Raw genomic sequence first — 25,655 nt, 5'->3', positions numbered from 1 at the left:
CGGAGAGGAATCCGTAGCCGGGGTGGATGGCGTCGGCTCCGGACTTGGCGGCGGCGTCCAAAATTTTGTCGATCACCAAATACGACTCCGCCGAGGACTGCCCACCGAGGGCGAATGCTTCGTCGGCCAACCGTACGAACGGGGCATCGGCATCGGGCTCGGCGTAGACAGCGACACTGGCCAACCCGGCATCAGCAGCCGCCCGGATCACCCGCACCGCGATCTCACCACGATTGGCAACAAGAACCTTGGTGATCTGAGCACTGGCATGGCTGGGCACTGAGCCTCCTACGGATCTGTTTCATCGTTGCGAACGTCACGACGGAGTCTAAGCACCGGCCCTGTCATCGCTGTAATCGGACTGCACCGCCACGCCGAGTGGACACGGGCTACTGACTGGTAGCGATCCGACCGCTGTCGATGTGGTCGTCACGGAACGGTTCGGGGGCGGTGCCGGGGATTCTGGCGGTCCCGGTGTCCGCAACTTCTGTCAGCAGCCTGCGCAGAGCACCGACGTACTCGTGAACCCGTGCCGTCGCCTGTTCGGTGTTGGGGTACCGCGCGGCGATGTTGATCCCCTGCGGGGTGCGGTTGATCCACACGTACACGTCGTGTTGGTACTGCTTGCTGCGCAGCGCACGGGCATTCCAGTCCGGCCAGTGCTCGGCCGCAGGCGCAAACCTCACGTCCATGAACGAGACGACGAAACGTGGGCGGGCGGAGTAGCCGAGAGTGGTGAACACCCGATCGAGAGGAACGCGGGCGATGGGTTTGGTCTTCTTCACCTCCGCCGAGGCGGCTGCGATCACCGAACCGAACGAATCGTCATCGTCGATGTCGAAGGAGATGGGGCACAATCCGACGAACCATCCCAGCGCGGATGCCCACTGAGGTTCGTCGCGGGTGTGCACCGGAGTAACCGTGCGGAAGCGAGTACCGCCGCCCAGCTCGGCACCGGTGATGGCCAGGACCGCGAGCAGTCCGGCGAACAGGCTGTGTCCTGTCTTACGGCAGGCCGTGGAGAACGAGTCGGCCTGCTCGGCGTCGAGCACCCACGCGGACAGACCGCCCTGCGGCACGTCCTCCGGGCTCGGATCGCCGATGTCGAGTGGAAACGCAGGTAATTCGCCGTCGCCGTCGACGAGGAAGTCCCGCCACATTCTCACCGCATCGTGAGAATGCTCGAGCTCGGCGTGACGCTCGCGTTCGGAGGAACCGAAATCGAGGTAACTGCCGGCCTCGAACAGAGCGGCAGCCGGGCCACCCAGTCCCTCTCCGTACAGCTCGGCGATCTCGTGCGCGACGAGAACCGTGGACAGACCGTCGATGATCGAATGATCGGCCGCGAAGAACACGGTGATCGGACGTGTGTCGTCGAGCGGTTCGAGAGTGACGAAGGCGTACGCGGGCCAGATCAGCGGTGAGGTGAACTCGTCGAACAGATATTGCAGGTGCTCGAAGACTTCACTCGACTGGCTGCATCGCTCCTGCTCCACCTGCCAGATGTCGATGGCTCCCTCCGCGGCGGTCACCCGCGACATCTCGCCCGTCGTCTCGTCGATCGACGCACTCGACCGCATGGCTTCGTGCCGGTCGATCCAGTTCAGGACCGCTTGCCGGAATGCGAGCTTGTTCAGGGGGCCCGCGACCTCGAAGGCCGCACCGAGCCACGATTCTCGGCCACGACGGGGACTGCTCAGACTCGTACGAAGGTGCGCCTCGTGGACGTAGGACGTCGGTCGAGTGTCCGGACGCCACCCCGCGGCCTCAGGAGTGCGGGCCTGCGGGCCGACGCTGGGTATCCACTCGGTGAGCGTGCCTGCGGGAACCGCGTAGTCCGCTAACTCCGTGAACTCCATGTCGGCAGCAACCAGCCTTCGTTCGACCACATCGGGGGTGAGGGTGAATAGAGCATCGACGCTCGTTCGATGAGTCTACCGATCACGTGATGTATCGATCAAGACGACAGCGGTGTGCGCAGTCAGCGCAGGTGTCGCTTGATCCGAGCCAACATCGCCGACATCCCGCGCAGCCGCAACGGGCTGACCGCGTCGCTCAGCCCGAGAGCCGAGTAGAAGTCGTCCGGTACATCGAGAATCTGCTCAGCGCTGAGACCGTCGAGCCCCTGCGCGAGGATCGAGGCGAACCCGCGGGTCGTCGGGGCTTCGGGCGGGGCGCTGAAGTACAGACGAACCTGCGCAGGGTCGCCGGCATCGACCGACAGGAACAGCGGCGACTGGCATTCCGGTACCGGCTCCATCGCATCCTGAGCCAGGTGCTCCGGCAGGGGAGGGAGTTCTCGACTGAACTCCAGCAGCAGCTGCAGCTTGTCCTGTCCCTCCACCGCGGCGAAGTCCTCGACTATCTCGGCGAGTGATTCCGGAAGCGCGCTCATCGAGTGGCCGGTGCCGATCCGGGCTCCTCGCCCTTGGCGATCGGCACCCGAACGGCGTTGCCCCATTCGGTCCACGAGCCGTCGTAGTTGCGGACCGACTCGTAACCCAGCAGATGGGTCAGAACGAACCAGGTGTGGCTGGACCTCTCACCGATGCGGCAGTACGCGATCACATCGTCGGTTGCCGAGGTGCCGGAGTAGATCTCGTCCAATTCCTTGCGCGAGCGGAAGCGTCCATCCGGCGCCGCCGCTTTGGCCCAGGGGATGCTGACGGCAGTGGGAATGTGCCCGCCGCGCAGTGCACCTTCTTCCGGGTAATCGGGCATGTGGGTGCGTTCGCCGGTGTACTCGGCGGGGGAGCGCACGTCGATCAGCGGCACCGTGCCGAGTGAGCCGAGCACATCGGACGCGAATGCGCGAATGGGTGCGTCGTTGCGTTCGATCACCGGATAATCGGTTTCCGGGAACTCGGGCACGTCGAGAGTGGTGTCACGATTCTCGGACAGCCAGGCGTCGCGCCCACCGTCGAGCAGACGCACGTCCTGATGACCGAACAGCGTGAACACCCACAGTGCGTAGGCGGCCCACCAGTTGCTCTTGTCGCCGTAGACGACAATGGTGTCGTCTCGCGAAATGCCTTTGCGGCTCATCAGTTTCGCGAACTGCTCGCCATCGATGTAGTCGCGGGTGACCGGGTCGTTGAGGTCCAGATGCCAGTCGATCTTGACCGCACCGGGGATGTGGCCGACGTCGTAGAGCAACACGTCCTCATCGGATTCGACGACGCGAAGGCCCGGGGTACCGAGATGGGCGGAGAGCCATTCGTTCGATACGAGTCGATCCGGATGCGCATAGTCGGCGTACGTTGCGTTGGAATCGGTTGGTACAGGCACGTATCGGCTCCTACGGAAGATATTCGTCTGGCGGCCCGCCCGGGGGTGAGCGGTCTGCACAGTCGATCCTATGCGGTATCGCCGCCGAGATGTGCGAGCGGAGCCTGCTGATCGGAGTGCGGTCAGTTCGTCAGCGCACCGAGGTCTGCGTTCGAGGTGGACGCACGCATCAGAGTGCCGAGCTCGTCGACGAACGCGGTCATCACCGAGCGCGCCACTGCGGTATCGGGGAAACGCGATCGCAATGCCAAGCCCGATCGGGTGCGGGAGATCCAGAACTGGGCATCGTCGGCCACGGTGGCATTGCTGATGTGATGCGCGTCGGACTCGTCGAACCGCTCGTGTCCCTCGACTTTGGTGTAGTCGATGTACGACACCATGAACACGTCCTGCCGCGACAGCGTGAATGCGTCCCCGAGGTTGGCCAGCACCTGCGGGATCGGAACGGTGCTGAGCGGGAGAGCCGCGCGAAACGCGCTGTGGGCGGCGCGGATGGTGTCGGGTAAGTCTTCTCGGACGGGCACGGTCATCGGGGCGTTGGTGGTGAACCACCCGAGTGCACGCGAGAACTGCGGACGGTGTCGGGTGTGCAGTGGAAACAGGAAGGGCACGTGGTCCGGCCCACCGATGCAGGCAACGGCCTGCGCGATCGCAGCGACGACTCCTGCGAACATCCCGGCACCGGATCGTGCGCAGAGGTACTCGAAGTCGAGTGTCTGCGAGGCGTCGAGCAGTGTATTCACCGTTGTGGCCTGCGCGGCTGTTTCACCCTCCGCAACTCCGAGATCGAACGGGAACCTCGGTGTGGTGCCGCCGCACTCGAGGAGAAAGTTCGACCACTGCGTCATTCGTTCGTCCGCGGGGTTCACCAGTGGCTCGGTGGATTCGATACGGCAGTACTCGACGAAACCACCGACCGGAGGTAGATCGACCTTCGGGCTCGAGGGGCAGCGGCGGTAGGCGTCGTACAGGGTGTGAATCTCGTCGACGACGACTGCTATCGACATGGCGTCGACGTTGGCGTGGTCGAATGCGCACAACACAGTCGACGTATCCGGTCGATCGATTCCGAAACAGGTGTACGACGGGAATCGTCGTGCATCGCAGTGCACTTCGAGTGAGGTCCGGAGGTGGTCGCGGAGCGTGGGTGTCGAGGAGAAGGCGGATCGGATGGATTGTTTCATCTCGATCGCACCTGGCCCGTAGAGCACCCGCTCGATACCGGTTGTCGTGGAAACGAACGAGCTTCGCAGCGTGTCGTGGCGGTCGATCAGGTACCCGAACGCCCACCCGAGCGCTTCGATGTCGAGCCTGCCCGGTACGTCGAACGCTCCGGCGATCCACACGCGTTCGGCCTCGCCGAGGTCACCCAGGTGAAAACGCTGGTTGAACGACGGCGGAATCGACGACGGCTCCGGAACGCCGACGACGCGTGCGGAGAACTCCACCAGGGCACCTGCCCGAGGGGCGTACTCAGTGATCGAGGTGACCTGCACCGGCCGGCTCCTGAACGAGATGGTCGAGAGAGAGCGCGTAATCACCTTCGCGTGCAATGGTTTCGAGCACGTGCGCCAAATGTGTGTGGTAGCGCTGTACCGACGCGGCGGCGGTATCGGTATCGGGGGTCTGCGCTACCAGATACAGGTGCTCACTGTCTCGGTTGATCCACATCGATGCGTTCGATGTCGAGCCTTCGCCGGTGAAATGCTTCGCTCGCGTGTCCGCGTCCCGTCCCACTCCAGGGAACCATCGAAAGTCGATGTAGGAGAGCATGTTCGGGCTGACGGCGAGCTCGCTGCCCAAGGTTCCGTCCGCGGCGAGTGCGCCCAGTACGGCGTGCACGGGTGCCTCCGCGATCTGCTTGGCGCGCTCGAAGCCCGAGTGAGCCAGTGGTGCGACATCGGAGAAATTTCCCTTGCCCGCCACCTCGAACGCAACCGGCGCGAAATTGACGAACCAACCCTGAGATTGGCCGTAGTCGCCGTGGTGGCGGGTGCTCAGCACCGTGATCCCGAAATACTCTGCAGTGCCTGCCAACTCGAAATCGGTGATCCCGACGGCGGCGAATATGCCGCTGCTCATCCGGGCCCCGGCGGCCTTGCATGCGGCGTCGAACGCCGCCACCTCGCCTGCGTCCAACAGATGGCGTTCGACGATTCGGACCGGGGCTCGTTCCCCTGGCGCGAGTCCCAGATCGAGTGGGAATCGTGGCATCAATCCGTCGTGCCGGACGAAAATCTCTCGCCACGCAGCGATTTCGGGAGAGTCGGGCCCGTATGTCGCTGCTCGCGCTCGCTCGTCTGCGGCGTAGGCGAGGTGGCTGCCCGCGTCTGCCGGCTTCGGTGCCCGGCCGCCGATCTCGAGCGCATACAGATCGGCGAGTTCGCTGATGACCAATGCCTGCGAACCACCATCGGTGAACGCGTGGTCCGCGCCGTAGTACAACGTGAAGCTCCCGGGCCTCGACACGACGCCGATGACGAATCCGGGCCAGACATCTGCGGTTGCTTCGGTCGAGAAGCGCTGCCGCACATAGCGTTGGAATCCATCGTCGTTCGTGGACTCGCCGGCGTCCAGTACCTCGAATTCGGCGACCTCGGGTTCCGCGAGGTGGCGCACGACACCGGTGCTCTCCACCTCGAACCAGCATCGGAGGCCCTCGTGACGCAGGACGTAGGCCGCCAGAGCGCGGCTCATCGCAGCGGTGTCCACATCGCCGTCGATCTCGGTCGCCACCCCGGTGTACGCGGTATGAACATCATTGCGCTGCCGCGCTGCCCACGCTGCCTTCAGATGGTCTTCCTGCAGGAACGACGGCGGGGTCGAATCGACCGGTGCCGTTGCAGCTCTGGCCTGGGCGGCCGGTGACGGGTGCCACTCGAGCAGACGGCCCGGGGCAGGATTCCAGCTGCCCATGGCGGTGATGATCATCGTTGCTTCATCCTTTGCGATACGAGCCGCGAGCCGGTCGAGTGTCTCACTCCGCGGCGACGGTCACCGACTGCGAGACCGACGTGAGCACCGTATCGGTACCGGCATCGGAATCGATCACTGCAGTCAATACCGCCACGAACTCGGTGATGAAGCGATGAACGTTGGTGGACGCGACATCCGAGCTGGGGAACCGTGCCGAGATGTTGAGCCCTTCGAGCGTCCGGTTGACCCAGAAGTAGACCTCGTCGTCCGCGTGGCAGTTGCTCCGCAATGCGCGGCCCTTGCGGGCCTGCCACTGGGCTGCGTCCGGAAGAAACCTCAGGTCGATGTACGAGACGACGAACCGGGGGATCTCCGTCGACTCGAGAATCTGCGCGATTTTGGAGTAGGGCATGCGTGCGAGCCCCTTGTTCGCCGAGCCCGCCGCCGCTGCGGCCTCGAGCGCCTCGCCGAAAGTGCGCGCGCTGTCGAGTTGGATCTCCATCGGCAGGATCCCGACGTACCAGCCGACCGATGCCGCCCATTTCTGTTCGTCTCGCGTGTGCATCGGCATCACGGTGCGTAGCGACGTGCGGCCGGACAGGCGCGCGTTCGTCAGAGCCAGGGCCGCGAGGATCCCGGCCTGCATGTTGTACCCGGCGGCGCGGCACGCGGCGTTCACGGCGTCCGACTGATCCGCGGTCAGCAGCCACGAAGAGATGCTGCTCTGAGCGGCAGGACCGTCGGTCGTGGACGCCCGTTCGACCGCCACGGGAAGCGGGAAGCCCGGAAAGCGTCCGTTCTCCACGGCCAGGAAGTCCTGCCACTTTCGGACGGCGCTGTGGTCCCTGGTCAGGGTGTCGCCCAGCTCGCGTTCGGACTGACTGAAGTCCACGTAACTGCCCACCTCGGGCAGTTCCGGATCGGTGCCCTCGAGGGCCTGCGCATACAGCCGGTCGATCTCGTTGATGGCGTAGATCTGGCTGTAGGCATCCATCACCGAGTGGTCCGCAGCAAATGCGAGCAGGAACGACTCCCCGGGCCCGTTCGAGAGAGCACGCGAGGCATCGTCGGGTTCGATCGTCGCCAGTACGAAGTGCGGCCATGCCGTCGGCGATACCGTCTCGCCGAACCAGGAGTGCAGATGGCTGAAGACCTGTGTTTCGGTTCGCGGCTCGGTGTGCGCGCGATCGATGACCTGCACGGCATCTGTCGGCGCGGTGTAGCGCTGCCACGATCCGGATTCCTCGTCGCGACTGACCTTGGTCCGGAAAGCCTCGTGCCGTCCCATGTACGCGACGATGGTCGCTCGCACTGCGTCGACGTCGTAGCGGCGATGGATCTCGAACACGGTCCCGATCCACGATCCCGGTGCGCTGCGCTCGCAATGGTCCTGATGAGTGAACGACAGCCCACGTGAGTCCGATGCCCAACGGTCGTCGTCGACGCGTGGGACCCACTCGGTCAGCCGTCCGGCGGGAAGTGGGTAGTCGGCGAGTTCGGTGTATTCCATGTCAGTCCTCTTCCATTCCGGGCCCGGCCAGCGGTGTTCGGCGTCAGTTCGGTATCAGCAAGGGTTCGATTACGGTCGAGCCGTAGATGTAAAGCGAGGGTCGTGTGACCGTGTATTCGACTCGTCGTTTATCTGATTGCTGCTTTCCGCATTGAAAGAACAACGTCATTGCTGTCGACCCGAAGCGAGTCCAGAAGTCACGATAGGGGCTACGTGGAACTATTTCGCGACGCGTAGAAGTAATACTTCTCACTACCGAAGCTCTTGACCGCCGGTCTTCGTTCACCTGCGGTGGTTGCGCTCAGTTGTCGTATCGTACGACCAATTCACCGTCTTTGCAGTCCGCTTTGATGATGAGTCACAATCAATGTTCGGCGAGAGTCGGTCTTCGGGCGAAAGCGACCTACGCCACCGGGCGGCGCGAACATGGCGCGAGACACAGATCGGGCCGATTGTCGTCACCTATTGCGGAATACGAATGCATTTCTCGGACGAATTCACGCACCTGCTTCGTTGCGTGGATGTAGTAGGTTCGGCGCGTGACTCGAATTGGATTTGCCGATCACCTATTCTTGCGAATGCACCACGGCATCGGATATCCCGTCTATAACCAGTTCCTCTGGTGGTTCGACGAATCGGTCCAGCGGGAAGACCTGGAAAAACTACGCGACAACCTGTCCGACGGTTTGCTTGCGCGCCGCGTGTGTGCGCCGTCGGTGCCGACTGCTCGTGAACGTTGGGTGAACTCGTCGGTTTCTCACGCACTCGATTTTCATCCCGAGTCCATCGAGTCCTCGGAGGTGCTGGCTTGGGCCGACGGCCGCCTCGATTCGGATATCGACCCCGAGACAGGCCTCGGCTGGCGGTTGGCGGCCGCGCCGCTGGCGAACGGAGGGACAATTCTGTCGTTGACTGCCTCGCACATGGTCGCCGACGGTGGTGCATTGGTCGCCGCGTTCCGATCCGCGAATTCCCGGTCTGCGAATTCCCCGGCCGAGCAACCGCGGCCGATTCCAGCCGAGCACGGACTGGCAGCGATCGGCGCGGACGTGAGAGACGCGGTGGGGCAACTTCGATCCGCTGCAGGCTGGCTGCTGAGCTCCGCGGTATCAGCCCTGCCGATCCCTACCCGATCCGTACCGACACCTGCATCCCCCCGGGTGGGCCCGAGGCGCTCCGAGGTCGTCACCGACCCGGCTTCGGACTCGGCGTGGACATCGCCGCATGTGGTTGCCGAGGTGGACGCCGCGACGTGGAGTGCGGTGGCAAAGAGATGGGGCGGCACGTCGAACTCGTTGTTCATCGCGGTTCTGACGGCCGCGTCCGGGAACGCCGGACGCGCCTCGATCGGCGACACAGTGCAGTGGTCGTTGCCCGTCAGCGATCGCGTCGACGACGATATCCGTTCCAACGCAACCAAGATCGTCAAGATCGAGGTCCCTGTCACCGACGCCGCCGCTCTCGACCTGTCGCGCATTCGCTCGCTCAGCAAAGCGGCGTTCACCGCGTTCGCCGCGAGGCAGGCGGCCGGTCACGCGCCCGCCGGAATCTCGCAGGCGCTCGTTCAGATGCTGCCCGACGCCGTGGTTGCGCGCGTTCCGCAGCCTCGGGACGGTGCCGAAGGGTTGGCGTCCAACCTGGGTGTATTACCCGATGATTTCAGCACGGTGGCAGGTGTCCGAGCTCGCGCGGTGTCCGGCAGAGCGACTTTCTTCGGTGCCGACGCGCAGTTCGCTCGATCGCTGGACGGTGGACTCACGGCCTGGGTGTGCGAGACGGACGCCACCGTCACCCTGACAGTTCACGCCATGGATCCCGATCGATTCCCCGATGACCGAGCGCTGAGTGACCACGTGGCCGCTGCGTTGACTCGATGGGGGCTGTCCGCGCACTTCTGGTGAGTGCGTCAGTGGTCGCGCGCAGTGGCCTCGGCGATGTCCGCCGCGGCCGCCACGGCTGCTTCGGTCGGTGTCACGGTCTCTGCGAGCTCGCGTGCCGCTCTCCTGGCCGCCTCGGTGGTGATGTCGGCAATGCCTTGTAGCAGAACAGGTTCGGACAAGGCCGAGAACTTCGTACTCGCCCCGGCCCCGATCCGGCGAAGCGCAGCACCCCAGAACGGCTGGTCGGCGCTGAACCAGCACACGAGCGTCGGCAGGCCAGCGCGCGCACTCGCGGCCGTCGTGCCGGCACCACCATGGTGGACAGCTGCAATACACCGCGGAAACACGCTCGCATGATCGACCGATTCGACGATCATCATGTTCGGATTCGCCCGGGCCGCAATCGATTCGGCACCGGTGAGATTGCTCCAGCCGGCACAGACCAGGGCCCGGAGACCCAGCTGCTCGGTCACGTTGTCGATCATGCGCAACAGCGCTACGGGGTCGGGAACCGGCATACTGCCGAAACCGAAGTACACCGGTGCGGGTCCGGCATGCAGCCATTGCTCGAGTGCGGGATCGATTTCCCTCCGCCCGGTGCTCAGCCCCAGAAATCCGACGAACGGACGCAGCGGCCCCCACTGCTCGGCCAGCCCGGGAAAGAGTGCCGACTCGTAGGCCTGGATCTCGACGCCGCCGTACCGCTCGGATCGTCTGGGTAACGAATCGCGGGTGGTTGCCAAGCCCAGGGTTGTCCTCTGGGTGTTCTCGCGAGTCTTCATCGACTTCCACCGCAGTGCCTCGGCCAGCGCCCACATCGATCGGTTGACGGTGCCCGGCAGGCCCACCCCAGGAACCACCGGGACGACACCGTTTCGTCGGAGTGGGCAATAGTGCAGGGCCACAAAGGCACTGCCGGTTGCCTCTGCCATGTTGAACGCCATTTCCTGCCCCAGTGAGCCAGTGACGATCGCGTCGCTGCCCTCCGACATCTGCGCGAGCTCGGCCGTCATCTGGTCCCAACCGTGATTGGCCAATTCCGCCAGTGCCGTCATTCTCGTCCGCGGGTTCGCCGACTTGATCCGCACCCGAATCAGCTCCGACTCCAACAGGCGATGGGTGTCCGGGCCGAACGAGACCACGTGCACACGTTCGGACCCAGCCGTGCTCGAGCGAGCGAAGTCCAGCAGATTGGGGGGTGCGCCGAACACCACATCGTGCCCGCGATGGGCGAGTTCCACACCGAGCGCCACACCGGGTGTCACGTCACCGCGGCTCCCGTTGAAGGGCATCACGAACTTCATACAGTCCTTCGCAGCACGTCGACTTCGGATCGAAGACAACCTATCAGTACCCGTCTGCCTCGGCTCGATACGGAAAACATATGGCGGGAAACACAATTGCGGCCCACCTGCATGCGTACGCCCACAGAGATAGGCTCTCGTGGTGGAAAGACTGACCTACGACGACGACCTCTTCCTCCGCATGGAATGCGTTCTCGGGGTACCGGTGGTCAATCAGATCGTCTGGCGATTCGACCGCCCGATCTCGGTCGACGCACTCGAAGCGATGTGGCACCTGCTCGCCGCAGGCCCTATCGATCGGTCCGTTCGGCGGGCACGAGTCCCCGGAGCGCGTGACAGTTGGACCGCGGCCCGCAGACCGGCCGATCCCATCGTCGTCGAATCACCGATCGTCCGTGCGGCAGTCGACCGATGGATCGAGGACCAAGCTGCCGCGACGTTGAACCCGATCGAGGGACCGGCGTGGCGGTTGTCCGCCACAGCGGTCGAAGATGGCGGCACGATCGTGTCGTTGGTGGGCTCCCACGTCGTCGGTGACGGCGGAGCTCTGACCTCGGCCGCCGCGTCCGCGCTGTCCGGGCGCGCGGTTCCCGACGATTTCGAGCGAGTCGGACTCGACGATTCCGACACCGTGTCGGCTCGCACGGGTGCCGACATCGTCGACGGTGTCGGTCGGATCGGTGCGGCGCTCTCGGGTGCGGCACGTGCTCTCGGCGGTGCCGCGGTCGAGGCGGTGCGAGCAAGGACCACGGGCTCCGGCTCGGTATCCGTCGACGCGAAGGCGGACCGCCCGCGTGTGATGGTGGCACCGGCGGAGGGAGCGTGGGTACCGAGCACCGTTGTCGTGGACTGCATGTCCGCGGACTGGTCTGCTGCCGCGGCGAGCAAAGGCGGCAGCTCCAACAGTCTGCTGGTTGCTGTCGTGCTCGGCATCTTGACCCGCAGTGGACGAATCGCCACGGAGGAGCGGGTTCGTGTCGCTCTCCCGGTCAGCACCAGGAGGGCGGGAGATCGGCGAGCCAACGCGACCTCCGGCGTCTCGATCCATGTGGACGGGGGAGGGGCGTATCGCAACGACCTCGGGCCGATTCGAGCATCGAGCAAACAGGCATTCCGGGCCCAGGCCGACCGGACTGTCACGACGACCTTCGAGCTGCTCAAACCCCTGATGCAACTGCTGCCCGACGCGATCGTGGCCAAACTTGCCGCATCCGGATCGGCACCGCTGTGTCTGTGCTCGAATCTCGGCAGCCGAGGTGTCGCGCTGCGCACCATCGGGGGTGTCGACGCCACCGCGGTAGCAATGAGGTCCATCACACAGAACACCGATGTGGCCCTGCTGCGGCGCACCGGAGGCGGCGTCAGCGCGTGGTGGAACGAATCGGGCGACCGCGCGACACTGTGCGTCACCGGGCTCGATCCGGACAGATTCCCCAGCAAGGAACACCTGCGCGGGCTCGTCGAGGCCGAATACGACAGTTGGGGTCTGACGCCCGAATTCTGGTGACCTCGAGACACCTCACAAAGGTGGGTGCACACGGATTTTCGACCGGATCCCCGGTGCCGCTATGCTTGCCGACTGTTCGAGTGTTCGAGCAGGTGTGAGAAAGGGGAGCGATCCATGGCAGTGGTCGTATTGTTCGGGTCCGAGACCGGTACGGCCGAGGAGGTCGCCGACAAGATTGCGGACGTTCTGAGCGATCATGACGCCGAGGTACGCGACATGCTCGAGTACGAGGTGTCCGATATCGACACGGACGACGTCCACGTGATCATCTGCTCCACCTACGGCGACGGCGAGCTCCCCACCGGTGCAGAGCCCTTCTTCGACGCACTCGTCGAAGATGCCCCCGACCTCGCGGGGCTCCAGTTCGCAGTGTTCGGACTGGGCGACCGGGTCTACGAGGACACGTTCAACCGCGGCGGCGAGATCATTGCCGAGAAGCTCACCGAACTCGGTGGCAAGCAGATCGGCAGCCACGCTCGGCACGACAGCTCGTCCAACATCAAGCCCAAGACGATGGCCGAGGAGTGGGCGCGCGAACTGATCGACCTACTGCCTTGACACCGGTGCGGCTAAGACGAGGATCGACCCCACAGCTCGGCCAAGGACGTCCCCACCCGGTTCAACAGGGTTCGCACCAGCGGTAGGCCGATGCCGATCACCGAGGACGGGTCGCCCTCGATGCGGTCCACGAACCAACCACCGAGCCCGTCCAGCGTGAAGGCCCCCGCAACCGCGAGCGGCTCACCGGAGGCGAGATAGGCCTCGAGGTCCATCGACGACGGCGTCGCGAAGTGCACGACGGTCGAACTGTGCGCCGCAGCCTGTGCCACGACGACGCCGGCCGTCACCCGAAGCACTGCATGGCCGGTCAGCAACTCGCCGCTGTTTCCCGCCATCGACTGCCATCGTTCTCGCGCCACCTCGACCGAATGCGGCTTACCGTGTAGTTCGCCGCCGATCGACAGCATCGAATCGCAGCCCACGATCACCAGATCGTGTGTCGAGTCCATGAACGTCTCCGCCACTGCTGCCGCCTTGGCCCTGGCCAATTCCGTCACCACCGTTTCCGGAGATGCAGAGGGCCCGAGAGCCTCGGTGAGCGCATCTTCGTCCACGCCCGACACCTGGACGATCGGTTCGACGCCGGCTCCGCGCAGCACCGACAGGCGAGCCGGGGAGGCAGACGCCAGGACGAGACGTATCGGACGCCGATCGTCCTCCGCTGGTGGCACAGTCACCGCGAGTAGCGGCCCGAGGCTGCGTACGAGTACGCCGACTGAGGCGCGAAACCGCGGTGAAGGAGCGTCGGTGATCCCCACAGCTCCGGAGGCCGAGAATCGCTCACCGATGCAGGTCCACCCTGTGCAGCCGTCAGAACTGCCACCAGCGCGGCAAGTTCCTCGTCGCTCGGATTGCCTTTCACCACGCGAACTTCCGGAGACGCGGCGGAAATCTCGTCCTCCGCCAGCACGACCTCGTCGCTCACTGCGTCGTGATTCGCTTCGCCGCTCACTGCGTCATGATTCGCTTCGCCGCTCATAGTGGAATGTTTCCGTGCTTCTTCGGCGGCAGGGTCACTTGTTTGCGTTCGAGCAGACGCAACGCGGTCACGATCTGCCCACGGGTGTGACTGGGCGGAATGACCGCATCGAGATACCCACGTTCGGCAGCGACATACGGGTTGACCAACGTGTCCTCGTATTCCTGCTGCAACTCGAGCCGCAACGCATCGACGTCCTCACCCTTCTTCGCGGCCTCGAGCAACTGCTTGCGGTACACGAACCCGACCGCACCCGAGGCCCCCATGACCGCGATCTGCGCGGTCGGCCACGCCAAATTGACGTCGGCTCCCATGTGCTTGGACCCCATCACGTCGTACGCCCCGCCGTACGCTTTGCGGGTGATGACGGTGATCTTCCCGACCGTCGCCTCCCCGTAGGCATACAACAGTTTCGCGCCACGACGAATGATGCCGTTGTACTCCTGCCCCGTCCCCGGCAGGAACCCCGGCACATCGACCAACGTGATGATCGGAACGTTGAAACAATCACACGTGCGCACGAACCGCGCCGCCTTCTCCGAGGCATCGATATCGAGCGTGCCCGCGAACTGCGTCGGCTGGTTGGCCACGATCCCCACCGACCGGCCGTCGACCCGCCCGAACCCGACGATGATGTTGCGGGCCCGCCCCTCCTGCACTTCCAGGAACTCGTCGTCGTCGAGGATCCGGCGAATCACCTCGTGCATGTCGTACGGAGTGTTCGGCGAATCCGGAATCAACGTATCGAGCTCGAGATCCTCCGCGGTCAACGAGTCCTCGATCGCCCCGAGAACAGGATCCGACGGGACTGTCCGCGGCGCATCGGCCCGATTGTTGCTCGGCAGATACGACAGCAGATCACGCACGTAGTCGAGTGCATCGTGTTCCCCGGACGCGACGTAATGCGCGACCCCGGACTTCTCCATGTGCGTCGTCGCGCCACCGAGCTCTTCCATCGTCACGTTCTCACCGGTGACGGTTTTGATGACATCGGGGCCGGTGACGAACATCTGACTGGTGCCATCGACCATGACCACGAAATCGGTCAACGCCGGCGAATACACATGCCCGCCCGCGGCGGGTCCCATGATCACCGAGATCTGCGGGATCACCCCCGACGCACGAACGTTGCGGTGGAAGATCTCCCCGTACAACCCGAGAGAGACGACACCTTCCTGGATGCGGGCACCGGCACCTTCGTTGATCCCCACCAACGGCCGCCCGGTCTTGACCGCCAGATCCATCACCTTGACGATCTTCTCCCCGTAGATCTCCCCCAACGAGCCACCGAAAACGGTCGCATCCTGGGAGAACACACACACATCACGGCCGTCGACCGTGCCGTAGCCGGTGACGACACCATCACCGAGGGGCCGGTTCTCACCCAACCCGAAATTCTGGGACCGGTGCCGCGCCAACGCATCGAGCTCGACGAACGAACCCTCGTCGAGCAGGGCGGTGATCCGCTCCCGCGCAGTCAACTTGCCCTTCGCATGCACCCGCTCCACCGCCGCCTCACCCGAAGGATGCTCCGCACCCGCGAGACGTTTACGAAGATCGGCCAATTTACCCGCAGTGGTATGGATATCGGGTGTTTCGGCCGACCCGGGTGCAGTGGAATCCTGGACGCTGGTCATGGGGCAACACTTTAACTGCGAGTGTGATCTGCGACCCGACCCAGGGTGGTTCGCCGACGGGTTCCGTCTACGCCGAGCCCATATGCTGGTGCTCATGTGGACAAACCTCGATCGCCCGCCGCTCGACGTCCGCGCACTTCGGCGGGCACTGGTGGACGGGCCGCAGGCGTCGTGGTCCCGTCTGGACGTGGTGACCGAAACCGGTTCGACCAATGCGGATCTGGTGGCAGGGGCAGCGAACTGTGCCGACCGGACCGCGCTGATCGCCGAGCATCAGGACAACGGTCGTGGTCGGCACTCGAGATCGTTTTCCGGCGCGCCTCGGTCGCAGATCCTCTTGTCGATGCTGCTGAAGTTCCCGGGCATCGATCCAGCGGTGCTCGGATGGCTGCCGTTGATGACCGGGATCGCATTGGTCGATGCGTTACGGACCGTCGGCGAAGTCGATGCGCGACTGAAGTGGCCCAACGACGTCCTCATCGGAGGTAGGAAAGTCTCAGGGATCCTCGCTGAGGTGGCTGCGCACGGACCGTCGCCGACGGTGGTCATCGGGCTGGGGGTCAACGTGTCGATGACCGCGGACGAGTTGCCGGTGTCCACGGCCACGTCGCTCGCTCTGGAGAAGGCAGCGGTTCTCGATCGCGACACGTTGGTGCGCGCGATTCTGCGGGGGGTGGCAGCCGAAGTGGACTCGTGGCGTGACTCGAACTGGAGTACCGATGCGCTCGCGCACCGGTATCGGGATCGGTGCGGCACCATAGGGCAGCGCGTGCGAGTCGACCTTCCCGGCGGCGAGGAGAAGTTCGGCACTGCCGTCGACGTCGATGAGCACGGCAGAATGGTGATCGAGATGGAGCACCCCGATTCCGGTCGGCTGGCTGTGGCGGCGGGTGACGTCACTCATCTCCGACCCGTCTCGTGAGACCATCACACCTTCAGTCGGATGCCGTAGCGAGTAGTCAGGAGTGCACGTGGGGTATCCACAAGACGCGTTGGCCGACGAGGAAGAGCTACTGCTCCATCATCACCCGCACTGGAAGATGCTGATACTCCCGTCGATCACGTTCGTCCTCGTCACCGGCGTCGCCGGGGTAGCCCTCGGCGTAGCGAGTGCGCGGCTGCAATCCACCGCCGCTGACGTCGCCATGATCGCCGCAGCAGTGGTGTGGGCGGCGATCGTTGGGTGGCGCTGTCTGGTTCCGCTGATCAGTTGGAAGTGCACGCATTTCATCGTCACCGATCGGCGTGTGTTGATTCGCCAGGGCGTGCTGACCCACTCCGGCATAGATATTCCGATGAGTCGAATCAGCAACGTGCAGTTTCGCCACGGCCTGCTCGATCGGATGCTGGGCACCGGAACACTCATCATTGCCTCGGCGTCGGACGATCCACTCGAGTTCGACGACATTCCGCACGTCCAGCGTGTCCATTCCCTGCTCTACCAGCAGGTATTCGACTCGATGGAGTACCGCCGCGAGTCCGTGCACGGCCGAGAGGCTGCATTCGAGCCGATGTCCGACGATTCGCCCCCCGAGTCCAGACCCGGATGGCGCGCTGGAAAACGCAGGTAACACAGGCTGTTCTCATTTTGGAACCGTAGGGTGACCGATGTGACCGACGTGCTGCTTGCCGAAGACGACGAAGCTATCGCTGCGCCCCTGTCCCGCGCTCTCGGGCGTGAGGGGTACACGGTGACCGTCGAACAGACCGGCCCTGCCACCCTCCAACGCGCCTTGGATGGAAAATTCGATCTGCTGATCCTCGACCTGGGGCTCCCGGGTATGGACGGCCTAGAGGTGTGCCGGCAGGTGCGGGCCAACCGATCCGAGCTGGCCGTCCTCATGCTCACCGCGCGAACCGACGAAGTCGATTTCGTTGTCGGCCTCGATGCCGGCGCAGACGACTACGTCGGCAAGCCCTTCCGGCTCGCCGAGCTCATGGCCCGAGTACGTGCCCTGCTCCGCCGCCGCGGAGCGGGGGAGGACTCGCCGATCGAGGTCGGAGCCATTCGCCTCGAACCAGCAGCCCGCCGCGTCCTCGTCGGGGGCACCGAGATCTCGCTCGCGAACAAGGAATACGAGCTGCTGAAGGTCTTGCTCGATCATGCGGGCCAAGTGGTCTCCCGCGATGTGATTCTGCGCGAGGTATGGGGCGACGCCGAGCTGCGCGGATCGAAGACCCTCGACATGCACATGTCCTGGCTGCGTCGCAAGATCGGCGACGAGGGACCCGTTGCCGAGCGTCGTATCGCGACGGTGCGCGGCGTCGGATTCCGCATCAACAGCGACTAGTCGTCGATGCGGCGTCGAATTCTGGTCTCGATTCTCGCTGTCGTCGTCATGACGGCACTGTTGCTCGGTTTGCCTCTGATGTACACGGCGTGGTTGTGGGTCGAGGACTTCACCCGCAACGACCTGCAAGCCCGTCTCGACAGGATGGCGGCGGAGATCATCTCGCAGGAGGGGTCGGCGGGTCTGATCGAAGGCCAACTCGACATCGGTTCGCTTCGATTGGCCATCCCCCAGGGGGGACGGCTGGTGGTCATCTACCCGACCCCCGAGGATGCTGCGTCGCGGGCGGACATCGGCCAGGCGTTCGTGGATCGGCCGCTCGTGGAGTCGTTGTCGATGGGTACCTCGGGTTCACTGCGACTCGAAGTGCCGTCCGACGACATGCGGTCCCTTCAACGACAGGCGCTCGGAGCGGTGACTCTCGTGGTACTCGCCTCCGCGATGGCCGGCACGGTCGTCGCTGTTCTGACTGCCAAGCGCTTGGCCGATCCGCTGCAGGACGTGGCCCGGCGCGCCGCTCGACTTGCCGAGGGTGACTTTCGGCCGGACCCACGACGGCACGGGATCGCTGAGCTCGACCGGGTCTCGGAAGTACTCGATTCGGCCACTGTCGAGATCGCGGGCCGCCTGCAGCGTGAACACACGCTGGTCGCCGATGTCTCCCACCAGCTCCGCAGCCGCTTGACGGCGGTCCGGCTGCGGCTGGACGAAATTTCCACGCACCCGGATCCGGCGGTGGTGGACGAGGCAAACGAGGCGATGGACCAGGTCGACCGGTTGACCCTCGCCATCGACGAGCTCGTTCGGTCCTCCCGCAGTGACGGTGCAGCCGGCGCTCACGAAGTCTCGGTCATCGAGGAATTGACCGGCACCGTCGTCGAATGGCAGCGCAATTTCGAGGACGTAGGCCGCAGCCTGGAGCTCAAGGGCGACATGGACCTCAAGGCGTCGGTGACGGGATCACGCCTGCGGGAGGCGGTGTCGGTGTTGGTCGACAATTCCCTGGTGCACGGCGACGGAACCTGCACAGTCGCCGTCCGGGCGGTCTCGGCGGTCGAGAGCACCGATCGACGGCGGGAACGACTGGTCTGCGTGGAGGTATCCGACGAGGGGCCGGGAGTGAGCAACGAACTTGCGCCACACATCTTCGATCGCGGATTTTCCGGTGCCGGATCCACCGGTGTCGGGTTGGCACTGGCTCGGGCTCTGATCGAAGCGGACGGCGGCAGGCTGGAATTGCAACGTCGCCGACCTGCGCTGTTCTCGGTGTTCATACCGGCGTGGCGTGAACCCTCGCCCGCGATGCCGCGCCGTGAGCCGCGTTGAGAATGGTCAGGGCTGGTCGAGTGCGTCCGCAGCGGCGGTAGGGCCCTCGTTGCGCTCGGCGTCGATCTCGAGAATCGTGCGCGCGTTGTCCTCGGGAAATGCGAAACGCCTCAGCGCCCAGAACCGGAACGCCATCTGAAGAAGATTGCCGATGATGTAGTTCAGTACGAAGTCGATGATGACGACCATCGTCAGGGACTCGTTGGTGTCGCGGATGTCGAAGATGTTGTTCGCGATCCACAGGGGACCGGCTGCGATGAGCACGCCGATGCCGCTGATGCCGAAGAAGAGCAGGGCCTCGTGGTGTCTCTCGCGGCCGCCGCGGTGTTTGAAGGCCCATTCGCGATTGAGAAAGTAGCTCAGCAGCGTGGCAAGCACGCCCGAGATGATCTTCGCGATCACGGGCTTCTGCTCGAGCACCGTCAAGCTCAGCGAATAGAAGATGACGAGGTCGAACACCATCGTCGTGCCACCCACTATGGCGAACTTGATCAGCTCGCTGTGCCGAATCGCAAGATCCCTGATGGGCTTGGGTAAGCGTCGAAGCACGCTGTCGATCGTCGGCACAACGGTGAAGTCTACGAAACGTACGACCGATCCGACGAACCGACGCTCTGATCATCAGGGTTTCCACAGGTCCTCGCCGAGTCGGCCGTCTCGTGTGCGGCTGCCGGTTCGGACCGAAGGCGCACGACATGACACCATGGTGAGCCGTGACAGGTACCGAACCGCGCCCCACAGCTGCGCGCCCGTCGTCGACCGGAATGCCCGTGGTCACGATGATCGGCGGCGGTCAGCTCGCACGAATGACCCACCAATCCGCCATCGAGCTCGGGCAGACGCTCCGGGTCCTGGCCGCGGGCTCGGACGAGCCGGCTGCCCAGGTGAGCCCCGACGTCGTCTTAGGGCATCACGACGACCTCGAGGCGCTGCGCACCGCCGCGACCGGTTCCAACGCGCTCACGTTCGACCACGAGCACGTGCCGACCGAGCACCTGGAGACTCTGGTCGCCGAAGGTGTCAACGTGCAGCCGCCACCGAGCGCGTTGATCTTCGCGCAGGACAAACTGCGGATGCGTCGCAAGCTGGCGGAACTGGGCGCGCCCGGCCCCGCCTACGCGGAGGTCGCATGGGCGCAGGACGCCATCGCGTTCGGAGACGAGCACGGGTGGCCGGTGGTCCTCAAGGCCGTACGCGGCGGATACGACGGACGCGGTGTCTGGATGCCTGCAGATGCCGAAGAAGCAGAGGCGATCGTCACTGCTCAACTCGACCTGGGTGTACCGCTCATGGTGGAGGAGAAGGTCGCCATGCGCCGCGAATTGTCGGCCATGGTCGCACGATCGCCGTTCGGTCAGGGTGCTGCGTGGCCCGTCGTGCAGACCGTACAGCGCAACGGCCAGTGCGCCGTCGTGCTCGCACCTGCTCCCGACCTCGATGAGGACGTGGCCACTTTCGCGGGCCGGCTCGCACTCGACATCGCGGGGGCACTCGGCGTCGTAGGAGATCTGGCGGTCGAGCTGTTCGAGACCACCTCGGGCAAGCTGCTGGTGAACGAGCTGGCGATGAGGCCGCACAATTCCGGTCACTGGACCATGGACGGGTGCCGCACCTCGCAGTTCGAGCAACATCTGCGTGCGGTGTTGGACTATCCACTCGGAGACACCGACCCGCTTGCTCCGCTGACCGTGATGGCCAACATTCTGGGCGCGCCGGAGGCACCGGAAATGACGATGGACGAGCGGCTGCATCACCTGTTCGCCCGCATGCCCGATGCGAAGGTGCACCTGTACGGAAAAGGTGAGCGCAAGGACCGCAAGATCGGCCACGTGAACATCCTTGGCTCGTCGTCCGGTTCACTCGGCGATCCTGCCTACGTGGCCTCGGTGCGCGAGCGGGCCGAACGTGCAGCGCACTGGATGTCGCACGCCGAATGGACCGACGGATGGGATCCGCACGATGACTGACACCTCCACTATCGCTGAGCCCGGACCTGCCGTAGGCCTGATCATGGGCAGCGATTCCGATTGGCCCACGATGGAAGCGGCTGCAGAAGCGTTGGCGGAGTTCGGTATTCGGTTCGAGGTCGGCGTCGTCTCGGCACACCGAACCCCGCAGCGGATGCTGGACTATGCCCGCGAGGCCGCTGGTCGTGGCATCAAGGTGATCATCGCCGGTGCCGGGGGAGCGGCGCATCTGCCCGGCATGGTGGCGTCGGCGACGCCATTGCCGGTCATCGGTGTGCCGGTCCCACTGAAGTACCTCGACGGTATGGATTCGCTGCTTTCGATAGTTCAGATGCCCGCGGGCGTGCCCGTGGCTACGGTGTCCATCGGCGGTGCTCGCAACGCGGGGCTGCTCGCGGTCCGGATTCTGGGTGCGTCCGATCCCGCGCTGCAAGAACGAATGTCCGCGTTCCAGGCGTCACTCGAGGCCGTGGTGTTGGAAAAGGACAAAGCTCTGCGCACCACGTTGCTGGGGTGAGGACGGCTGTGTCTCGGCATGAGCAGATTCGGCGAGCCGGGCGGGGTCGGTGGCAGTCCATGCTCGTGACGCGGCTGGCTTTGTTCTACGCGCGTGTGTGGCGCGGAACAGCGCATTTCGACGACGAGTTCTCGATCTTCGTCTGTACCGGCCTGCGCGGCGGATTCGGGCGCGGCGGAACGACATTCGGTGGCGCTTACCTGACGAAGGGCAACACTGCTCGTCGGGTACTGCGGCACGAGGCCGTGCACGCGGATCAGTGGGCGCATTTCGGGTTGACGTTCCCGTTTCGATACCTCGCCGAGGAAACGCGGCACCGTGGGCCTGCGAACAAATACGAAATCCAGGCGGGTCTCGCCGACGGCGGCTATCGACCGCCCGGATGAGTGCTGCGCTCGTGCGGTGTGTGCCCGAAGTTCAGGTCAGGGTTGCGGTGACTTTCTCGGTCTCGACGCGCCGCTCGGACTTCTCCTCGTCCGCATTGGTCACCTGAACCAGCGAGGCACCTGCGGCGAGCACCGACAGCAGACCCTCGATCACCTCGTCGGGGGTGTTCCAGGATGCAGTCGACAGCACGCGATCGGCGGCTGTGAAGGAACGGGTGTCGGCGGCGGCGCGGGCGGCAGCGAGTACCTCGTCCACCGAACGACCGTCCAGTGCCGCTGTTCCGCTTCCGCCTCCCGAGACCCGGAACTGATCGCCGTGCACCCGCACCGAGGTGGCGTAATCGGTCATTCCGATCGGCAGGTCGGGGACAGCCTTACCGAACGCGTCGAGTGAGAAGGCCAACACCTCGTCGACATCCGGGGCCTCGTCGAGTCGATGTGCCGACACCATGGCCACGTCCGCGGAGTCGTCGACGCCCAAGACCACCTCGCCGCCGGCCCACCACGTCCCCAGCAGGACCGCGGCCGTCTGCCAGTGTGCGGGCAACAGCACACTGACTCTGCCGCCGACCTCGAACGCGAATTCGTCGCGTAACAGGTTGGCGGTCTTGGCGGCCCAATTCGCGAGCGTCACCGCAGACACCTCTACCCGCTCGCCTGTCGCATCGTCGTAGAACGTGATGCGCGGACCGGCCGGGTCGGCGGCAAGAATCGGGTCGAGCAGGGTCTGAGTCAGATTCGAGGCCACACCACGCACCCTAGATGACGACTCGGCGCGCCTGTTCACACGCTGCGTTTTCCGCGCTGTGAGCAGCGCCGACGAAGTCGACGACCATGTCGGTCGACGCCTCTGTCAGTTGACGCACATCGGGCCGGTGGAGCCCGCGTCGATCGGAGCCGCGGGCTCCTCGGGGATGGCTGTACCCGACTCGGGCGCAATGGTTTCGGCTGTTGCCGCCTGCCCGGATCCGGGGCCCGCGTAGTCGTCGGCCAGTACTACCCGAACGGTGTCCGACGCCAGCGCGTCGTCCGCAGTGATCTGCAGTCCGCCGAGCGCGGCCGAGACGGCGCGCGCGGCGTCACTGTCGACGTCGGCAGATTGGATGCGGCTCGCCGAGATGGACGAGCCCTCGTAGTTTCCGATGGTGCCGCCGACGTACCCCAACGCAGTCAGGGAACCGGCAACGCCGTTGGCGAGTCCTTCGATTCCGCTGTCGTTCGCGACGTCCACGGTCACCGTCGACGGATCTACCGCCGGGGCATCGGAGTTCTCGGCATTGGCCTCCGCCGAGTTGCCATCGCCGAGCAAACCCGCGACGTACTTCTTCACCGCGGCAGGATCGACCTGGACGATCGATTCGCCGTAGTCGGTCGTGGCGTTGATGTCGACGGCGGGGATGGTCTCGAACTTGACCTTGCCTCCGGCGAGATCTTGCAGTCGAGTAGCGAATTCCAGTATGTCCCAGTCGGAATCGAGCGTCACGGAACGCTGCACCGCCGTGCTGAGTTGCCCCAGTTTGCTGGGATTGCTCAGTGTCTTGGCGCTCAACACACTCCGAACGAGCGAGGCCATGAACACTTGCTGGCGCACGATGCGGTCCAGGTCTCCACGGGGAAGATCGTGCCGCTGTCGGACGAAGCTCAGAGCCTGTGAACCGGCCAGCTTCTGCTCACCGGCCGGGAAGTTCGCACCCGAGAGTGGTTCTTGCACAGGGTTGTTGAGGCACACTTCGACGCCGCCTACGGCATCGGTCAACAGTACGAAGCCGAGCAAACCGACCTCGGCGTAGTGATCGACGGTGATCCCGGTCAAATTGGCGACCGAATCGATCAGAGCCTCGCGCCCGGCCTCGGTGGCCTGCGACTCCGCGTCGGCGTCCGTGACACCCTGCTCCACCAACTCCAGCCGCTTGTTCTCCTTGGTCGCGCCGTACGCGGCGTTGATCTTCGACATCCCGATGCCCGGTACTTCCACGTACGAATCGCGTGGGATGGAAATAGCAGTGGCCGACGATCCGTCGTTCGGGACGCGAATCAACACGATCGTGTCGGTGTTCGACGCCACCTCTTCACCGGCGTTGAGAGATGCGAGTTCCTCGGGCGACAACGCGTTGCCGTGGGCGTCGGTTCGGCTGTCCGTACCGACCATCAGGATGTCGACTGCACCGTCTGCTGCACCGCCGAGACCGAGACCACCTGCGGTCGCGATGTTCGATCGCAGACTGTCGACACTGCGCCACGCGAAACCGGTCACGAGAAGGACGAGGATCGACAGGACTGCGACAGCCACGTGAGTCGCGGGCCAACGGCGACCGCCACCAGCGGCAGGAGCGCCGCGCTCGGATTCTGGTCGTCCGACGGAACCGCGGGGATCACGCTGCCTCGTCCGGTGCGATCTCCCGGTCGATTCGCCGCGGCTGCGTTCGCGGGACCGGCGTTGACCGCGCTGTTCTTCGTCGGGGTGTCGACGGGCTGAACGCGCATCGAGATCGTCGGGGCGGTACGCACCGCGTGCCTCGGAACCGTCGGATCGCCGGGGAGTGCGCCGCCGCGGCGGGGGAGTGCGCTCACCTCCGGGCGTGCCTGAATCTCGTGGCACCGTTCACGACCCTCTCTCGTTCCGACCGACCTCGGCAGTCGACTGCTTCGTTCTCCCCCCGCCTTTCGAAGGTTACTTGTCGGCAGTCGCTGCCTCGCCCAACCGAACCCGGCGTGCCACACTTGGCAACCGTGAATGCGATCGTGGTAACCGGTGCACACGGCCAGTTGGGCCGCCGAGTGGTGGCTCTCGCTGCAGAGCGAGGTAACGGCGCGGAGGTTCTCGCGTATTCGTCCGCCGACCTGGACATCACCGACCCCGATGCGGTCGCTGCCACGGTGAGTGCGGGAGCAACGGTGATCAACTGTGCTGCTTACACCGCGGTCGACGCTGCCGAGACCGACGAGGCCAGGGCCATGGCCGTCAATGCGGACGGCCCCCGAAATCTTGCGCGCGCCTGCGGGCGTGTCGGTGCTCGCTTGATCCACGTATCCACCGATTATGTGTTCGACGGCACAGCGAACGAACCGTACGAGGTCGACGCGAAGACCGCGCCGCAGTCGGCGTACGGACGCACCAAGCTCGCCGGCGAGCTCGCGGTGCGCGAGGAGTTGCCCGAGGCCGTCATCGTGCGGACCGCGTGGGTGTACGACAACACCGGTAGGAACTTCGTGACCACGATGCGACGGCTCGAAGGCGAGCGCGAGACCCTCTCGGTGGTGAACGATCAGATCGGTTCGCCCACGTTCGCCCTCGACCTGGCGTCGGGCCTGCTCGAGATCGAAGCCGACCCCACCGTGGTGGGACGGACCCTGCACTACACCAACGCTGGGCAGGCCAGCTGGTTCGACCTCGCTCGCGCGGTGTTCACACAGATCGGTGCCGATGCAGAGCGAGTGCAGCCCTGTTCGAGCGCCGAATACGTCGTTCCGGCTCCCCGGCCTGCCTACTCGGTCCTCTCGCCGACCGCCTGGGTCGACGCAGGCCTGACGCCGGCGCGCCCGTGGTCGGCCGCACTGACGGCAGCCTTGACGCAGTCGAGATGAG

26 protein-coding genes are annotated in these 25,655 nt (G+C 64.9%); 12 read left to right on the top strand and 14 right to left on the bottom strand.

All coding sequences use genetic code 11. From position 1 onward, the window contains the following. The 7 genes from O4220_RS09990 to O4220_RS09960 all read right to left on the bottom strand — a co-directional run. On the bottom strand, positions 1-280 hold a 280-nt coding region (locus tag O4220_RS09990), incomplete at its 3' end, for a biotin carboxylase N-terminal domain-containing protein (RefSeq protein WP_332112807.1). 109 nt (positions 281-389) lie between these two features. Beyond that, positions 390-1,859 carry a condensation domain-containing protein gene (locus O4220_RS09985; protein WP_269603677.1) on the bottom strand — a complete coding sequence of 490 codons (1,470 nt, stop codon included), beginning with the start codon at positions 1,857-1,859 and terminating at the stop codon, positions 390-392. A gap of 122 nt (positions 1,860-1,981) precedes the next feature. Then, positions 1,982-2,395 (bottom strand): SufE family protein, encoded by a 414-nt coding sequence (locus tag O4220_RS09980; protein WP_269603546.1) that lies wholly within the window; start codon positions 2,393-2,395, stop codon positions 1,982-1,984. Next, positions 2,392-3,288 carry a sulfurtransferase gene (locus O4220_RS09975; RefSeq protein WP_269603544.1) on the bottom strand — a complete coding sequence of 299 codons (897 nt, stop codon included), beginning with the start codon at positions 3,286-3,288 and terminating at the stop codon, positions 2,392-2,394. Before O4220_RS09975 ends, O4220_RS09980 begins: the two co-directional genes overlap by 4 nt. Before the next feature lie 122 nt (positions 3,289-3,410). Beyond that, the gene (locus tag O4220_RS09970) at positions 3,411-4,784 is read right to left on the bottom strand and encodes a condensation domain-containing protein (protein ID WP_269603542.1); all 1,374 of its coding nucleotides are present in this window, start codon (positions 4,782-4,784) and stop codon (positions 3,411-3,413) included. Beyond that, the gene (locus tag O4220_RS09965) at positions 4,762-6,219 is read right to left on the bottom strand and encodes a condensation domain-containing protein (protein WP_269603540.1); all 1,458 of its coding nucleotides are present in this window, start codon (positions 6,217-6,219) and stop codon (positions 4,762-4,764) included. Before O4220_RS09965 ends, O4220_RS09970 begins: the two co-directional genes overlap by 23 nt. 46 nt (positions 6,220-6,265) lie before the next feature. Next, positions 6,266-7,714 (bottom strand): condensation domain-containing protein, encoded by a 1,449-nt coding sequence (locus O4220_RS09960; protein WP_269603538.1) that lies wholly within the window; start codon positions 7,712-7,714, stop codon positions 6,266-6,268. 539 nt (positions 7,715-8,253) lie between these two features. Between O4220_RS09960 and O4220_RS09955 the strand changes: the two genes are divergently transcribed. Next, on the top strand, positions 8,254-9,615 hold the full coding sequence (locus O4220_RS09955) for a hypothetical protein (RefSeq protein WP_269603533.1): 1,362 nt from the start codon (positions 8,254-8,256) through the stop codon (positions 9,613-9,615). Between the two features lie 5 nt (positions 9,616-9,620). On the opposite strand, the gene O4220_RS09950 is transcribed toward O4220_RS09955, so the two are convergent. Further along, complete coding sequence (locus tag O4220_RS09950; protein WP_269603531.1) at positions 9,621-10,898, bottom strand: glycosyltransferase; 1,278 nt, start codon at positions 10,896-10,898, stop codon at positions 9,621-9,623. 142 nt (positions 10,899-11,040) lie between these two features. Here O4220_RS09950 and O4220_RS09945 point away from each other — a divergent pair, with 142 nt between their 5' ends. Both O4220_RS09945 and O4220_RS09940 read left to right on the top strand, forming a co-directional pair. Further along, on the top strand, positions 11,041-12,405 hold the full coding sequence (locus O4220_RS09945) for a hypothetical protein (protein ID WP_269603529.1): 1,365 nt from the start codon (positions 11,041-11,043) through the stop codon (positions 12,403-12,405). 114 nt (positions 12,406-12,519) lie between these two features. Next, positions 12,520-12,963: a flavodoxin domain-containing protein gene (locus O4220_RS09940; protein WP_032376881.1), complete on the top strand. Its 444-nt coding sequence runs from the start codon at positions 12,520-12,522 to the stop codon at positions 12,961-12,963. 11 nt (positions 12,964-12,974) lie between these two features. On the opposite strand, the gene O4220_RS09935 is transcribed toward O4220_RS09940, so the two are convergent. From O4220_RS09935 to O4220_RS09925, 3 genes are read right to left on the bottom strand one after another with little or no spacing between them, the layout of a single operon-like run. Next, positions 12,975-13,607, bottom strand: coding sequence for a Maf family protein (locus O4220_RS09935; RefSeq protein ID WP_269603675.1), 633 nt, complete (start codon positions 13,605-13,607; stop codon positions 12,975-12,977). A gap of 32 nt (positions 13,608-13,639) precedes the next feature. Beyond that, complete coding sequence (locus O4220_RS09930; RefSeq protein ID WP_269603525.1) at positions 13,640-13,945, bottom strand: acyl-CoA carboxylase epsilon subunit; 306 nt, start codon at positions 13,943-13,945, stop codon at positions 13,640-13,642. After that, positions 13,942-15,582, bottom strand: a complete 1,641-nt coding sequence (locus tag O4220_RS09925) for an acyl-CoA carboxylase subunit beta (protein ID WP_269603523.1) — start codon at positions 15,580-15,582, stop codon at positions 13,942-13,944. Before O4220_RS09925 ends, O4220_RS09930 begins: the two co-directional genes overlap by 4 nt. 94 nt (positions 15,583-15,676) lie before the next feature. Here O4220_RS09925 and O4220_RS09920 point away from each other — a divergent pair, with 94 nt between their 5' ends. From O4220_RS09920 to O4220_RS09905, 4 genes are read left to right on the top strand one after another with little or no spacing between them, the layout of a single operon-like run. Then, positions 15,677-16,504 (top strand): biotin--[acetyl-CoA-carboxylase] ligase, encoded by an 828-nt coding sequence (locus O4220_RS09920; protein ID WP_269603521.1) that lies wholly within the window; start codon positions 15,677-15,679, stop codon positions 16,502-16,504. Between the two features lie 49 nt (positions 16,505-16,553). After that, a complete protein-coding gene (locus O4220_RS09915; RefSeq protein ID WP_269603519.1) occupies positions 16,554-17,153 on the top strand; it encodes a PH domain-containing protein in 600 nt (199 codons plus the stop codon). 39 nt (positions 17,154-17,192) lie between these two features. Further along, positions 17,193-17,873 (top strand): response regulator transcription factor, encoded by a 681-nt coding sequence (locus tag O4220_RS09910; RefSeq protein WP_032378125.1) that lies wholly within the window; start codon positions 17,193-17,195, stop codon positions 17,871-17,873. Between the two features lie 6 nt (positions 17,874-17,879). After that, positions 17,880-19,199: a sensor histidine kinase gene (locus O4220_RS09905; RefSeq protein WP_269603517.1), complete on the top strand. Its 1,320-nt coding sequence runs from the start codon at positions 17,880-17,882 to the stop codon at positions 19,197-19,199. A 6-nt stretch (positions 19,200-19,205) separates the two neighbouring features. Here O4220_RS09905 and O4220_RS09900 read toward each other — a convergent pair whose 3' ends face one another. Beyond that, on the bottom strand, positions 19,206-19,766 hold the full coding sequence (locus O4220_RS09900; RefSeq protein WP_269603515.1) for a GtrA family protein: 561 nt from the start codon (positions 19,764-19,766) through the stop codon (positions 19,206-19,208). A 146-nt stretch (positions 19,767-19,912) separates the two neighbouring features. Between O4220_RS09900 and O4220_RS09895 the strand changes: the two genes are divergently transcribed. Genes O4220_RS09895 through O4220_RS09885 form a run of 3 tightly spaced genes read left to right on the top strand, consistent with a single transcriptional unit; the run spans position 19,913 to position 22,069 of the window. Further along, positions 19,913-21,166 carry a 5-(carboxyamino)imidazole ribonucleotide synthase gene (locus tag O4220_RS09895; protein WP_269603513.1) on the top strand — a complete coding sequence of 418 codons (1,254 nt, stop codon included), beginning with the start codon at positions 19,913-19,915 and terminating at the stop codon, positions 21,164-21,166. Then, on the top strand, positions 21,159-21,683 hold the full coding sequence (gene purE / locus O4220_RS09890; RefSeq protein WP_269603512.1) for a 5-(carboxyamino)imidazole ribonucleotide mutase: 525 nt from the start codon (positions 21,159-21,161) through the stop codon (positions 21,681-21,683). Before O4220_RS09895 ends, purE begins: the two co-directional genes overlap by 8 nt. Positions 21,684-21,742: 59 nt before the next feature. Next, positions 21,743-22,069, top strand: a complete 327-nt coding sequence (locus tag O4220_RS09885) for a hypothetical protein (protein ID WP_269603511.1) — start codon at positions 21,743-21,745, stop codon at positions 22,067-22,069. A 31-nt stretch (positions 22,070-22,100) separates the two neighbouring features. Here the strand turns inward: O4220_RS09885 and O4220_RS09880 are convergent, their stop codons facing one another. Both O4220_RS09880 and O4220_RS09875 read right to left on the bottom strand, forming a co-directional pair. Beyond that, positions 22,101-22,826 carry a TIGR03089 family protein gene (locus O4220_RS09880; RefSeq protein WP_420030357.1) on the bottom strand — a complete coding sequence of 242 codons (726 nt, stop codon included), beginning with the start codon at positions 22,824-22,826 and terminating at the stop codon, positions 22,101-22,103. A gap of 96 nt (positions 22,827-22,922) precedes the next feature. After that, complete coding sequence (locus tag O4220_RS09875; protein WP_269603508.1) at positions 22,923-24,359, bottom strand: LCP family protein; 1,437 nt, start codon at positions 24,357-24,359, stop codon at positions 22,923-22,925. Here O4220_RS09875 and O4220_RS09870 point away from each other — a divergent pair, their 5' ends adjacent. Together O4220_RS09870 and rfbD are read left to right on the top strand one after the other, a co-directional pair. After that, the gene (locus O4220_RS09870) at positions 24,360-24,545 is read left to right on the top strand and encodes a hypothetical protein (RefSeq protein ID WP_269603507.1); all 186 of its coding nucleotides are present in this window, start codon (positions 24,360-24,362) and stop codon (positions 24,543-24,545) included. It begins immediately after the preceding gene. Positions 24,546-24,799: 254 nt separating this feature from the next. Continuing rightward, entirely contained in the window at positions 24,800-25,654 is an 855-nt protein-coding gene (gene rfbD, locus O4220_RS09865; protein WP_269603506.1) for a dTDP-4-dehydrorhamnose reductase, read from the top strand. Position 25,655 lies beyond the last annotated feature (1 nt).

This window comes from Rhodococcus ruber (assembly GCF_027270735.1).
Lineage (GTDB): Bacteria > Actinomycetota > Actinomycetes > Mycobacteriales > Mycobacteriaceae > Rhodococcoides > Rhodococcoides rubrum_A.
The sequence above is the reverse complement of the archived record's forward strand: the minus strand, read 5'-3'. Positions and strand labels throughout refer to the sequence as shown.

Coding starts and splice junctions, on each gene's coding strand:
- O4220_RS09985 (WP_269603677.1), bottom strand. CDS start 1,859: ATGGAGTTCACGGAGTTAGCGGACTACGCGGTTCCCGCAGGCACGCTC.
- O4220_RS09980 (WP_269603546.1), bottom strand. CDS start 2,395: ATGAGCGCGCTTCCGGAATCACTCGCCGAGATAGTCGAGGACTTCGCC.
- O4220_RS09965 (WP_269603540.1), bottom strand. CDS start 6,219: ATGATCATCACCGCCATGGGCAGCTGGAATCCTGCCCCGGGCCGTCTG.
- O4220_RS09960 (WP_269603538.1), bottom strand. CDS start 7,714: ATGGAATACACCGAACTCGCCGACTACCCACTTCCCGCCGGACGGCTG.
- O4220_RS09950 (WP_269603531.1), bottom strand. CDS start 10,898: ATGAAGTTCGTGATGCCCTTCAACGGGAGCCGCGGTGACGTGACACCC.
- O4220_RS09940 (WP_032376881.1), top strand. CDS start 12,520: ATGGCAGTGGTCGTATTGTTCGGGTCCGAGACCGGTACGGCCGAGGAG.
- O4220_RS09930 (WP_269603525.1), bottom strand. CDS start 13,945: ATGAGCGGCGAAGCGAATCATGACGCAGTGAGCGGCGAAGCGAATCAC.
- O4220_RS09925 (WP_269603523.1), bottom strand. CDS start 15,582: ATGACCAGCGTCCAGGATTCCACTGCACCCGGGTCGGCCGAAACACCC.
- O4220_RS09920 (WP_269603521.1), top strand. CDS start 15,677: ATGTGGACAAACCTCGATCGCCCGCCGCTCGACGTCCGCGCACTTCGG.
- O4220_RS09905 (WP_269603517.1), top strand. CDS start 17,880: ATGCGGCGTCGAATTCTGGTCTCGATTCTCGCTGTCGTCGTCATGACG.
- purE (WP_269603512.1), top strand. CDS start 21,159: ATGACTGACACCTCCACTATCGCTGAGCCCGGACCTGCCGTAGGCCTG.
- O4220_RS09885 (WP_269603511.1), top strand. CDS start 21,743: ATGCTCGTGACGCGGCTGGCTTTGTTCTACGCGCGTGTGTGGCGCGGA.